The organism is Limihaloglobus sulfuriphilus (genome assembly GCF_001999965.1).
GTDB classification, from domain to species: domain Bacteria; phylum Planctomycetota; class Phycisphaerae; order Sedimentisphaerales; family Sedimentisphaeraceae; genus Limihaloglobus; species Limihaloglobus sulfuriphilus.
Genome location: NZ_CP019646.1, coordinates 1,688,639 through 1,700,637, shown reverse-complemented (window position 1 = coordinate 1,700,637; position 11,999 = coordinate 1,688,639). Strand labels below are relative to the sequence as shown.

Here is an 11,999-nt window from a genome sequence, read left to right as displayed (position 1 = left end):
TAATATAACGACTCTAAGGCAAAAACTTCCTTTCAAAATGACCTATTTTGACCCGCTCATTACTGACCTGTTTTCAGCGCCGCTTAACAGCAACCTGCCTGAAGCACCGGCACGTGATGCCAAGTTTGTGCCAACCGAGATTGAAACACGCTATTTTCGCCAGGCCCGGATAACCGGCTACCGGCTGAAAAAAGCTGGCTGATATTCTACAAATTTATAAGCCAGTGCCAATGAACAGTGGGGAATGTACGTCCTGACACAGAAAATGAGCGATTTTACGCCCAAATTTTGTCCCGATTGGCTTACACCTGTCCCGCAAATTTCGCCAAACCATCAATTCTATGCACTTGTGAAAGATCAAATAAGGCTAAATCTGGAGTTTTTCAGCGGTCTCATGAGTGGTTGACAATTACAGATGGTACATAACTAATGGATCGACCGTCTGACAAGACTGTTTGTAAGTATATGTGAGTGAGAGATTAACAGCTATTTAACAAAGGCATTTGACATTAGCCGTGGTGCAACCGTCAACGCACTGAGGGCAATATGGAGCCCCTTGTCGCAAGAAATTGTGTAAGGCTCATGCGATCCTATAGAAAAAGTAATCCTGCAAGCTGAAGTTACCAGTTGATATTGAGCAGTTTTTTTGTACAATGGCTTTTGAAAAGAAATGAGGCTATATGCCGGGTTTTAAGGTGATACTCAAGATGGCTTTGAACTCTGTAAGTAGTGTTTCTAAAATTTTTTTCACTTAAAGATCAAGTACAATGAATACTCTAAGAATATTTGCTAAAGGTATTGAATTAATACCCACGTCAGCTTCCTGGTATCTTACGGATCTGGGAGAAGCCCTGGGCAAGCAGAAATTGTTTACTCGCCAATTACCGCAGAAATTAAAAACATTACGAGAACATGCTATTATCGAAAGTGCGGTCTCTTCTAATCGAATAGAGGGTGTTGAAATTAATCAAGCCAGAGTCGGTACCGTAATTTTTGGCAAATCCCTTTTACAAGATAGAAATGAAGAAGAAATCAGAGGATACCGTCAGGCTTTGGAATTAGTTCATAAACATGGCAGTGATTTGTCAGTATCCGAGAAGACTATTCTGGATTTGCACAAATATGCCCGCGGGGATATTTGGGATGCTGGTAAGTACAAGGAGAAACAAGGTGATATTATTGAAAAATACGCTGATGGAACTGAGCGTATCAGATTTAAAACAGTTGAACCTGGTCTAACACCTGAATATATAAGTCATCTAACAGAACTTTGGGGTGATTGCTTAAAAGAACGCTGGGTTCCTCCTCTGATCGCTCTTGCCGCATTTAATCTGGATTTTTTGTGTATTCATCCTTTTAGAGATGGTAATGGCAGAGTTTCAAGGCTTTTAATGCTTCTGCAAAGCTATCATATTGGTTATGAAGTAGGTAGATATATAAGCCTTGAAAAATTGATCGAACAGAATAAAGATCGTTATTATGAAACTCTTGAACAAAGTTCTGCGGGATGGCATGAGAGCCGGCATGACCCCTGGCCGTATATCAACTATGTTTTATCGATTTTTAATTTAGCCTGCAAAGAATTTGAAAAAAGTGTTGGTCATACAGTTTCTGAAAAAGGAGCTAAAACATCGATTATTAAATCCTCTATAGAACATAAGATAGGTCCATTTTCAGTCTCCGAATTGCAGCTTGATTGCCCTGATGTAAGTATTGATATGATACGAAAGGTTTTGAAGCGGTTTAAGGTCAATGGTTTGGTAGAATGCCTTGGCCGTGGCCAGCAGGCCAGATGGCAAAAAACTGATAAATGGCAATTAGGTAATGATTATATTAATTAGGTAGCGAATTGGGTAATATGGCGTAGGTGTTTTTTCCTGATTGGCTTACATCTGTCCCGCATATTTTGTCAAACTATCAATTCTATGAACTTTTGAAAGAGCAAATGTGGCTAAATCTGGAGTTTTTCAGCGGTCTCATGAGTGGTTGACAATTACAATAATTATCACTGAAAACTCAAAACATAAGTCTATTATACACAATGGGTTACGTAGTACAATCAAAAGATGTTGTACACAACAGCCGGCTCGGCCCTGCTGTTTTTTTTCGCAGGGGTGCAGTTCCCCGTAACCTTAAGATCATATTGTTGAAGGGTTAAATCACGTTTTATTTTCGTAGGACTTGTTCCGTATATGCTTTTAAAGGCTCTGTAGAAAGTTGAAAGGTCTTCATAACCTGTTTCGAATGCAATAGAGGCAACAGACATTTCTGTAGTGCTGATAAGCTGCCTTGCTTTTTCGCATCGTTTTCTGTTTAAATACTTAATAAAACTGGTGCCTGTGAGTTTGCGGCATATATTGGTAAACTGACGCTGTGAAACTTTGGCCAGCCTTGCCGCGTCGCTCAGCGAGAACTGCTCGTGTGAGTTTATTGAGGTATGTTCCAGTGCAGCCATGACCCGTGTGTTGCTGTCGGCGTTGGAATGAAGGTCGGCGTTTTTGGAAATTATCAGTTTAGCCCTGTATATGCACAACAGTGTAAGGTTGAACAGCTGGCAGATTGCCATTTTGCAGCCGGGAGGCCGGTTGGACTGTTCATGTAGCATCTGTCTTATGTTTCTCCGAACAAACTCAGCATAATATACCGGCAGATTCAGAGGCTCTTCCGAACTGAACACATAATCAACGATTTTTTTGTCGACTCCGGCAGTCTCGGGGGCAAAATACATAGAGAAAACAGTCATCGGTTTTCCGGCCTTGTCTGTAAGTGTGTGCATACTGCCTTTATTCAGCATGACAATATTATCCGGGTTGAGATTGCGGCTGCAGCCGTCCCTCTCAAGAGTTCCATGGCCGGATACTATGTATATTATGCTTAAATATTTATGGGCGTGAGGTTTGTCGCCATAATCAGGTCTTTTTATGCGGCTTTGTATTAGTATTCCGTATTCGGGGAAAGCTATGTTTTTTAAATAATCTGACTTCATAATTTGTTCTTATAAATAATTTTATGTCAAAAGTCAACAAAATTGCCGAAAACGCAAATTAAAATCTGCCGTATATGCAAGGACATAGGGGCATGCTTTGTATATAATAATGTTTTAATCAGCGAGGACTTAGAATGAAAAATGATACTGAAGTTTTAAAGAGTGCGGCCCGTGAGGCAAAAAACCTCCTTGAATTGTGCGGCGGAGACCTGTACAAATCGGTAGGAGTTCTGGAGAGGCAGCTCAATGTCTTGCAGACCAGAGCCCAGGTTTTGATGAGTCTGGCAGGTGTGGTGCTTACGATTACAGGTTTTTCCGGAAGGCGTATAGCAGATACAAGCCTTTTTGCTCAGATTTGTGTTATAACAGGTTTGGCTGTAGTGCTTACCAGTGCCGTATGGGTCTGGAAAAATGTACTCGGCATCAGTTGGACAACCTCAAGGCTAGATGAGAGCCCGGAAGATGTTCTGACCGGGATAATCATAAAACGCCAAAAAAAAACACGATCCTATATAATCGGCGGATACATACTCTGTGCCGGTTTTGTGATATACAGTCTGGCATTTGCGAAAATGCTTTTATTCAATGCCTAATACTACGGAAACAAATATGACTACCAGAAAAGTATGGAAATATAAATTATCAGATATCAAGAGCTTTGAGCAGGATTGTGCCCGGCTGGGTGCCGGTATTGCGGCGATCGAAGATGTTTCGATTCTCTCTGAGCCTGTTCAGGCCGCAAATCTCAGAATCCCCAACTCACTGGCCGTAAACCCGATGGAAGGCGCAGACGGGCTGGAGGACGGCTCACCCGGTCCGCTTACATATCGCAGATACAACAGGTTTGCCGCCGGCGGAGCGGGGCTTCTCTGGGCAGAAGCCATAGCAGTAACCCCCGAGGGCAGGGCAAACCCCCGCCAGCTTTGGCTGCATGAAGGAACAAAGGATGCCTTCGCCGATATGGTCAGGCAGATGCGTGATACCGCCGCGTCAGGTATGGGAGAGAATCACAAACCGGTTATAGTTGCCCAGCTCACCCATTCGGGCAGATACAGTAAACCGGACGGCACTGCAAGGCCTCTTATTCCGCAACGGGATCCATATCGTGACTCTTTGGTTCCGGAGCAGGAGCCGAGCACCGAAAAAATCAGCAGGGTTGACGACAGCTGCATCGTGAGCGATGATTACCTTGACCGGCTTCAGCTCAAATACGTGCAGGCAGCAAGGCTCGCGTACAAGGCCGGTTTTGATGCGGTTGATATCAAATCCTGCCACGGATACCTTGTAAATGAGCTGCTGGCTTCACGTAATCGTAAAGGCAAATACGGCGGCTGCCTTGAGAACCGTGCGCGTTTCATTCTTGAGACTGTCGATAAGATACAAGCGGAGCTTGGTGATAAAATTGGGATATGTTTAAGGCTTGGTTTCTATGACGCGATACCCTATCCATATGGCTGGGGTGTAGATAAGAATGACTACACAAAGCCGGATTTAGAAGAGCCTCTGCGGCTTCTTGAGATACTCAGAGACAAGGGTGTCAGGCTTGTAAACTTTACAATCGCCAATCCTTACTACAACCCGCACGTTGGCAGGCCGTTTAATCAGCCGATCAAAGGCGCCTATGCTGAACCGGAACACCCGCTTAAGGGCGTTGAAAGGCTGATTGAAATAGCGGCACAAATCCAGAAGAAATTCCCAGATATGGTTCTTGTAGGAACCGGTTACAGTTTGCTTCGCCATCTGATGGGTAATGTAGGTGCGGCAGCGAAAGCCTCGGGTAAAATTAAAATTATCGGTGCCGGACGTATGGCTTTTGCATATCCCGATTTTGCCAAAGACTTAATAAATACCGGCAAAATGGATCAGGATAAGGTTTGTGTAGGCTGCAGCGCTTGCACACAGTTGATGCGTGACGGCCAGAGTGCCGGCTGTGTAGTCCGCGATAACAAGATATACGGCCCTGTCTACAAACGCGGCAGAAACAGTGACCGGGCGAATCTGGCACGTCTGGCAGAGAGCTGTTTCCAGTGCCAGGATGCCACTTGCGTACGGGGTTGCCCGGCTGGTATTGAGATACCCGCTTTTATACAGGCGTTCCTTGACGGCGACGACAGGGGCGCTTATGAGATAATACGCAGGGCAAATATACTGCCAGAGGTCTGCGCGTGGCTGTGCCCGGTTGAGAGCCAGTGCCAGGGCGGCTGTCTGCAGCGGTTTATCGGAGACGCTTCGCTGCCGATCGCGGATATACAGAAATACCTATCGCATCAGGCCAACAAAAACGGCTGGTCAAGGCTTCGGGTGCCGCAGGAGTGTACCGGTAAAACAGTTGCGGTAATAGGTGCCGGCCCGGCGGGAATTGCCGCGGTTGCGATGCTTATTGAGGCGGGTCATAAGGTTACACTAATAGACAAAAACGAAAGGCTCGGCGGCATGATCGAGACGGTTATACCTGAAGAAAGACAGCTTGATTCATTTAAGAGTGAGATGGCGGCTGTGTTCGATAATGTAAGTCCGGACAGGCTCGAGCTTCGCCTTGGCAAACCGCTTGATGAAAACTTTAATCTGGACGATATACTTTCTGAGGGTTTTGATGCGGTATTTGTCGGTCTGGGCCTTCCAAAGGCAATCAGTACCTCGGGACTGTCTCTTGAGGGCCTGTATGACGCTCTCTCTTTTCTGCGGCAGGCAAAATCTGCCGATTCAATAGATGTCAAAGGTAAACGGGTTGCGGTGATCGGCGGCGGCAACACGGCCATGGATGCTGCTGTTACCGCCAAAGAGCAGGGCGCAGCGGATGTTTACCTGCTTTACCGCCGCTCTTTCGAGGAGATGCCCGCCTGGGAAGCAGAGAGAAACCGGGCGATGGATTGCGGAGTTCATTTTATGATACTCACTCAGCAGCTTGAATATCTCTCTGCTGATAACAAAGTTACCGGCGTAAAGGTATGTCCCGCACGGCTGGCAGAACCGGATGAATCAGGAAGGCGCAGGCCTGTGCCTGTTGAACAAAGTGCCTATATCCTTGATTTCGATATAGTTGTAGAATCAATCGGCCAGAAATCGCCGGATAAACTCGCAGCGATTCTGCCGGGCATAGAAATTGAACACGGTCTTATTAAAACAGATAATTACCAGACTTCCCGTGAGGGTGTCTTCGCCGGAGGCGATCTTGTTCACGGGGCGGCTACAGTGGTAGCGGCAGTTGCCGACGGCATGAAGGCAGCGGGAGTTATTGACGCTGAGCTCAGGTTTTAAGATGAATTCAAGAGAACTGTTAAACAGGAAACTGGCCGGTGAAAAAGTCGAAAGGCTTTTGTTCTGCCCTGCAGTTTATGAGCACAAAGCCAGGCTCATAAACTCGAGCCCTTCAATTATCGCACAGGATGTTGATAGGCTGGCAGAGGCTCTTGCCGCAGAATATGAAACCTACAGGCCGGATGTTTTGACTGTCGGGGTTGACATATACAATGTCGAGGCCCAGTCTCTCGGTGCTGAAGTTGTGTTCAGTGATTCGATGGATGAAGTTCCTAATCTCAGGCAGAGAATTCTGGAAAAACCTGATTTCTCAAAGCTGCCCAAGGTTAATGAGGCACTTGAAAAGGGTCGAATAAGAATGTTCGTTGAGGCCGCCCGCAGGGTCAGCAAAATGTTCGGCTCAGAGGTGCATGTCCGGGGCGGTTTGAGCGGGCCGTATTCCATAGCCGCTTCTCTGATGGGAATCGAGCCGCTGATAATGGCCTCTTTTACCGATCCTGAATCTCTGGCGGATCTTCTCGACCACTGCAGCGGGCTTGCTTTTGAGTTCGGTAGGCTGTATATAGAGGCGGGCTGCGGAGTATGCCTGTTCGATTCACAGGCAGTGCCGCCGCTGCTGTCACCGGATATGTTCAGAAAGATGATTCTTCCGCATGTTAAAAAATTATTCCGGGATTACAAGGCCTCCGGAGCAGATCTTATAGAGTATGTCACCGGCGGGGATACAACAGCCATATCGGGAGAACTTTTCGAAACGGGAGCTGATATAATCCTGAGTGATTTCAGCTCGGATATGAGAGTATTCATCAAAAAGTCTCAAAGATACAATACTCTTATCCGCCGCAACATATCTCCCATCTCGATTGAAGCGGGTATAGATGCGGCCGATGAGGAGATCAGGGCGGTCAAGACTGCCGCGTCTGAAAATAATAACATAATTGCCGGAACGGGCGTGCTCTCATGTAACGTTTCGCCGGACAACATAATAAAAACACGAAAAATATTATTAGATGAGGAATAAAATGTCAGATAAACCTACAGCAATAGTTACCGGGGCAAGCCGGGGCATCGGCAGGGCAATAGCGATTGAGCTTGCTTCACTCGGGTATAATATCATCATAAACTACTTTGATTTCAAAGATTCCCAGCCCGATGACACTGCAGCGGCGGCGGCTGTTGAAGAAGTGCAGAAACTCACGGTACAGGCTTATGCACTTCGCGGCGACATAAGCAGATCAGAAGACAGGCAGCGGCTTATTGATTTTACAAAAGAACATTTCGGCCGCTGCGACATGCTCGTTAACAACGCAGGAGTCGCCCCTGCCCGGCGGCAGGATATACTCGAAGCCGGAGAGGAAAGTTATGAGAGGGTAATGAATATAAACCTTAAAGGGCCTTACTTTCTTACTCAGCTTGCCGCTAACTGGATGATTGAGCAGAAGCAGTCAAACCCTGACCGCAACTTCCGGATATGCACAACCAGCAGTGTTTCGGCATACACATCAAGCCCGGCGAGAGGTGAATACTGCCTGAGCAAGGCGGGTTTAAGCATGATGACTAAGCTCTATGCCGACAGGCTCGCCGAATACAATATTGGTGTCTTTGAGATTCGCCCCGGCATAATCATGACTGACATGACAAGCATTGTTAAAGAAAAATACGACAAGCTGATTGCAGAGGGAATAACCCCCATAAAAAGGTGGGGATATCCTGAAGATATCGCAAAGGCGGTTGGTGCCATAGCCGAGGGCAGGCTCGATTTTTCCACAGGTCAGGTGATAAATGTTGACGGCGGATTTCATCTCAGGCGGCTTTAATAATATAAATTTGATAAACCAGAGAATTTGAGTGAGTAATATGACTACAAGAAAAATAAACGGTCAGGATGTCAAAATACACAGGTTCAATACAGTAGTCGTCGGCGCCGGTGCAGCCGGCATGAACTGCGCAAAGAAACTGTATGAATATATGGATCAGAATGGTGTAGATAATCCTCAGGAAAGAATAGCGGTGGTTACTGCCGGCAAAGCCCTTGGCGCATCCCGCATGAGCGGATCTGATAAGCAGACATACTATAAGATGGGCACCAGCCCGGATGTCGCCGACAGCGCTGAGAGTTTTGCGAAAAGCCTTACCGCCGGCGGATGTTGCCACGCAGATCTGGCTCTGGCAGAGGGGATCGGCTCGCTTCGGGGGTTTTATAACCTTGTAGAAGCCGGAGTACCTTTCCCCAGTGACTCTATGGGTATCTATGTCGGCTACAAGACCGATCACGACCCGTACGAACGCGCCACTTCGGCAGGTCCCAAGACAAGCAAATTCATGAGCGAGTGCCTTGAAAAGATTATAACGCGTTATGGAATAACAATCTACGACCACCAGGAAGCAGTTGAATTCATAACCCGCGGCGAGGGCGATAATAAAAGAATCTTAGGGCTGATTACGATAAACAAAAAGCAGCTGCATGGTGATAATCTGGGATTAAGCGTGTTCCTCGCCGACAATTTCGTGCTTGCTGCCGGCGGCCCAGGTGCGTTGTATAAGACAAGTGTCTATCCTAAGGGCCAGACTGGAATGCACGGCATAGCTTTCAAAGCGGGCCTTGCCGCGGAGAACTTCACAGAGTCACAGTTTGGCCTGGCCAGCATAAAATTCCGCTGGAATGTCTCCGGTACCTACATGCAGGCAATACCCAGGATATTCAGCACCGACGCCGAGGGCAATGACGAGCGTGAATTTCTCACGGGTTTCTTTCCTTCGATGAGCAGGATGGCAACGGATATCTTTCTCAAAGGATACCAGTGGCCGTTCGATCCTCAGCGGATTGAGAATTATCAGTCTTCGCTTATAGATGTTGTCGTATTTAACGAGACGCAAAAGGGCAGGCGTGTTTTTATGGATTTTCTGCGTAACCCTGTCGGAAATCTGGGGATGGATGAATTCAGGTTTGAGGATCTTGGGCCGGAGGCCCTTGATTATTTAAAGGCCGCCTCAGCGTTGCAGAGCCTGCCCATTGAACGGCTTGAGCATATGAATTCTCCGGCGATTGATATTTACAAAGAGCATGATATTGACCTCTATTCTGAGCCGCTTGAAATTGCTGTCTGCGCACAACATAACAATGGGGGCTTCGCGATCAACAAATGGTGGGAGTCTAATATCAGGCACACGTTCGTCATAGGCGAGATGGCGGGGTCTCACGGCGTGAAGCGTCCCGGCGGTTCCGCCCTGAACGCCGGTCAGGTTGGCGCCCAGCGTGCGGCAGAATTTATCGTAAACGCGTACGGCTCTGATATAACTGTCCCGGATGATGTGGATAAAGAAATTGCCGCGGCGATCAAATCGCTTGATATACTGCGGGGCAGCGGTCCGGCTCCGGTTGAGGCAATAAAGCAGATACAGCAGAGGATGACAGCTTTCGGCGGGCATATACGCAAGCTTGCAAATGTCAGAAAAGCCTTCAAAGAAGCCCTTGAGCTGTTCCAAAGCATTCAATTATGCGGTCTTGCCGTCAACAACGAGTCAAGCCTGATAACTGCGGTTCAGGCAAGACACATTTCGCTTGCCTGCGTAGCTTCGCTCAAGGCTGTCATGGACCTGTTAGAGGCAGGTTCCGGTTCGAGAGGCTCACATCTGGTTCTTGCTGGTGACGGAATCGAGGTTCATCCTGATATTAAGGATCCTGATACCGGTGAAACACTCCGATTCAAGCCCGAAAATCTCAAGCTGCGGGATTCTGTTATGCGTATTGTATTTGATCCTGCCAATGAGAATTTCTTTACATCAGAAACAGTGCCGGTTAGAATGGCCCCCTCAGAGCGAAAAGCGTTTGAACCGGCCTGGGCCGATTATCGAAACGGCAGAATATACAGCTGAAACTTAAACCGAATTTGCGATTATAAATTACTGAAAGGATGTCATTATGGCATTTCACAAAAGATTGGACGTGCTTTCAACAATGAAAAAAACTGGTCTGATCCCGGTATTTTACAACAGTGATTTTGAAACAGTCAAGAATATTGCTCTGGCCTGTGCTGACGGCGGCGCAAAAGCGGTAGAATTTACAAACCGCGGCGACAGAGCTGTCGATGTTTTCCGGCAGTTATGCGTCTTTCGTGATCAGCAAAGGCCCGATCTGATACTTGGTGTCGGCAGTATCTGCGATGCACCGACCGCCGCTATGTATATTTCTGCCGGCGCTGATTTTGTTGTTGGGCCGCTGCTTGATGAGGAAACCGCTAAATTGTGCAACAAACGCAAAATACCCTATTCTCCCGGCTGCGGTTCTGTGACCGAGATACACAAGGCCCACGAACTGGGTGTCGAGATATGCAAGGTTTTTCCCGGGGCCCAGGTGGGCGGCCCTGCATTCGTTAAGGCCGTTACCGGCCCGTGCCCGTGGACTGAGATTATGCCCACAGGGGGTGTCTCACCGACCGAAGAAAGTCTCAAAGAATGGTTTGACGCGGGAATTGTATGTGCAGGGATGGGATCGAAGCTCATTACAGAAGAGCTTGTAAAAAACCGTGACTGGGCGGCAATTACAGCAAATGTCAGGGAAACAATTGAACTTATAAACAAGGTAAGAGGCGAATAATATGGCTTTAAAACTCAAATCTGAAAAGGAATGCAGATACGATATACTTTCACTCGGCGAGGTTATGATACGTCTCGATCCCGGTGATGATCGGATACACACTGCCAGGCACTTCAAAGTATGGGAAGGGGGTGGCGAATATAATGTTGCCAGGGGACTCAAGCGGTGTTTTGGCAAACGTGCGGCGGTTGTAACCGCTGTTGCCGATAATCCTGTGGGCCGCTTGTTAGAGGATTTGATGTACCAGGGCGGGGTTTCGCTTGAATACGTCAAATGGCTTCCGTTTGACGGAATAGGCCGTGATGTACGCGTCGGCCTTAACTTCACCGAGAAGGGCTTTGGTGTTCGTGCGGCAAAGGGCTGCAGTGACCGCGGCCATTCTGCGGCTTCACAGCTCAAGAAAGGCGATATCGACTGGGATTCAATTTTCGGTAAAGATGGTGTCCGATGGTTTCATACCGGCGGCATATTCGCGGCTCTCTCAGAGACAACCCCTGATGCCGTCGTCGAAGCGGTAAAGACGGCCAAAAAATACGGCACGATCGTCTCGTATGACCTGAATTACCGCCCGAGCCTCTGGAAGTCCATCGGCGGCAAAGTAAAAGCTCAGCAGGTCAACAGGTCGATAGCAACCTATATTGATGTCATGATGGGCAACGAAGAGGATTTCACCGCATGTCTGGGGCTCGATGTGGCAGGCCTCGATAAGCACATATCAAAGATAGACCCGGGCAACTTCAAGAAGATGATCCTCGAAGCTGTAAAACAGTTTCCAAACTTCCAGGCCGTAGCAACGACCCTGAGAAACGCCAAAACTGCCGGTATAAACGACTGGGGAGCAATACTTTATGTTGATGGAAATTTTCATGAGGCCCTGCTTCGTGAAAATCTCGAGATATACGATCGTGTCGGCGGCGGAGACAGCTTTGCTTCGGGGCTTATTTACGGCCTGATGGAAGGCAGATCCGGCGATGAAGCCGTAAATTATGGTGCCGCCCACGGGGCGCTGGCCATGACAACACCCGGCGATACAACCACTGCGAGCCTGGAAGAAGTTGAAAAGGTAATGGCAGGCGGAACCGCAAGAGTGGACAGGTAGCCGGCCGGATTCTGAAACAAAATCACAAGCTTTCATTCAAATAACTGAGATAATGTCTC

10 protein-coding genes are annotated in these 11,999 nt (G+C 47.6%); 9 read left to right on the top strand and 1 reads right to left on the bottom strand.

Translation table 11 applies throughout. The features are described 5' to 3' along the window. The first annotated feature begins 37 nt into the window (after nucleotides 1–37). Together SMSP2_RS14845 and SMSP2_RS06560 are read left to right on the top strand one after the other, a co-directional pair. Nucleotides 38–202 carry a hypothetical protein gene (locus SMSP2_RS14845; RefSeq protein ID WP_186804900.1) on the top strand — a complete coding sequence of 55 codons (165 nt, stop codon included), beginning with the start codon at nucleotides 38–40 and terminating at the stop codon, nucleotides 200–202. Between the two features lie 565 nt (nucleotides 203–767). After that, the gene (locus tag SMSP2_RS06560) at nucleotides 768–1,841 is read left to right on the top strand and encodes a Fic family protein (RefSeq protein WP_146683193.1); all 1,074 of its coding nucleotides are present in this window, start codon (nucleotides 768–770) and stop codon (nucleotides 1,839–1,841) included. A 218-nt stretch (nucleotides 1,842–2,059) separates the two neighbouring features. Here the strand turns inward: SMSP2_RS06560 and SMSP2_RS06555 are convergent, their stop codons facing one another. Then, the gene (locus SMSP2_RS06555; protein ID WP_146683192.1) at nucleotides 2,060–2,986 is read right to left on the bottom strand and encodes an AraC family transcriptional regulator; all 927 of its coding nucleotides are present in this window, start codon (nucleotides 2,984–2,986) and stop codon (nucleotides 2,060–2,062) included. Between the two features lie 134 nt (nucleotides 2,987–3,120). Between SMSP2_RS06555 and SMSP2_RS06550 the strand changes: the two genes are divergently transcribed. Genes SMSP2_RS06550 through SMSP2_RS06520 form a run of 7 tightly spaced genes read left to right on the top strand, consistent with a single transcriptional unit; the run spans nucleotide 3,121 to nucleotide 11,940 of the window. Continuing rightward, complete coding sequence (locus tag SMSP2_RS06550) at nucleotides 3,121–3,579, top strand: hypothetical protein (RefSeq protein ID WP_146683191.1); 459 nt, start codon at nucleotides 3,121–3,123, stop codon at nucleotides 3,577–3,579. A 16-nt stretch (nucleotides 3,580–3,595) separates the two neighbouring features. Next, nucleotides 3,596–6,244: an oxidoreductase gene (locus tag SMSP2_RS06545; protein WP_186804899.1), complete on the top strand. Its 2,649-nt coding sequence runs from the start codon at nucleotides 3,596–3,598 to the stop codon at nucleotides 6,242–6,244. A gap of 1 nt (nucleotide 6,245) precedes the next feature. Next, complete coding sequence (locus SMSP2_RS06540; protein ID WP_146683189.1) at nucleotides 6,246–7,265, top strand: uroporphyrinogen decarboxylase family protein; 1,020 nt, start codon at nucleotides 6,246–6,248, stop codon at nucleotides 7,263–7,265. Nucleotide 7,266: 1 nt separating this feature from the next. Next, the gene (locus tag SMSP2_RS06535) at nucleotides 7,267–8,061 is read left to right on the top strand and encodes a 3-ketoacyl-ACP reductase (protein ID WP_146683188.1); all 795 of its coding nucleotides are present in this window, start codon (nucleotides 7,267–7,269) and stop codon (nucleotides 8,059–8,061) included. 40 nt (nucleotides 8,062–8,101) lie between these two features. Next, nucleotides 8,102–10,120 (top strand): FAD-dependent oxidoreductase, encoded by a 2,019-nt coding sequence (locus SMSP2_RS06530; RefSeq protein WP_146683187.1) that lies wholly within the window; start codon nucleotides 8,102–8,104, stop codon nucleotides 10,118–10,120. A gap of 46 nt (nucleotides 10,121–10,166) precedes the next feature. Next, complete coding sequence (locus SMSP2_RS06525) at nucleotides 10,167–10,841, top strand: bifunctional 4-hydroxy-2-oxoglutarate aldolase/2-dehydro-3-deoxy-phosphogluconate aldolase (protein WP_146683186.1); 675 nt, start codon at nucleotides 10,167–10,169, stop codon at nucleotides 10,839–10,841. Nucleotide 10,842: 1 nt separating this feature from the next. After that, nucleotides 10,843–11,940, top strand: a complete 1,098-nt coding sequence (locus SMSP2_RS06520; protein WP_146683185.1) for a sugar kinase — start codon at nucleotides 10,843–10,845, stop codon at nucleotides 11,938–11,940. Nucleotides 11,941–11,999: the final 59 nt, after the last annotated feature.

Excerpts from the sequence above, each read along its gene's own strand:
- SMSP2_RS14845 (WP_186804900.1), top strand. The coding sequence starts at position 38 with ATGACCTATTTTGACCCGCTCATTACTGACCTGTTTTCAGCGCCGCTT.
- SMSP2_RS06560 (WP_146683193.1), top strand. The coding sequence starts at position 768 with ATGAATACTCTAAGAATATTTGCTAAAGGTATTGAATTAATACCCACG.
- SMSP2_RS06555 (WP_146683192.1), bottom strand. The coding sequence starts at position 2,986 with ATGAAGTCAGATTATTTAAAAAACATAGCTTTCCCCGAATACGGAATA.
- SMSP2_RS06550 (WP_146683191.1), top strand. The coding sequence starts at position 3,121 with ATGAAAAATGATACTGAAGTTTTAAAGAGTGCGGCCCGTGAGGCAAAA.
- SMSP2_RS06545 (WP_186804899.1), top strand. The coding sequence starts at position 3,596 with ATGACTACCAGAAAAGTATGGAAATATAAATTATCAGATATCAAGAGC.
- SMSP2_RS06540 (WP_146683189.1), top strand. The coding sequence starts at position 6,246 with ATGAATTCAAGAGAACTGTTAAACAGGAAACTGGCCGGTGAAAAAGTC.
- SMSP2_RS06535 (WP_146683188.1), top strand. The coding sequence starts at position 7,267 with ATGTCAGATAAACCTACAGCAATAGTTACCGGGGCAAGCCGGGGCATC.
- SMSP2_RS06530 (WP_146683187.1), top strand. The coding sequence starts at position 8,102 with ATGACTACAAGAAAAATAAACGGTCAGGATGTCAAAATACACAGGTTC.
- SMSP2_RS06525 (WP_146683186.1), top strand. The coding sequence starts at position 10,167 with ATGGCATTTCACAAAAGATTGGACGTGCTTTCAACAATGAAAAAAACT.
- SMSP2_RS06520 (WP_146683185.1), top strand. The coding sequence starts at position 10,843 with ATGGCTTTAAAACTCAAATCTGAAAAGGAATGCAGATACGATATACTT.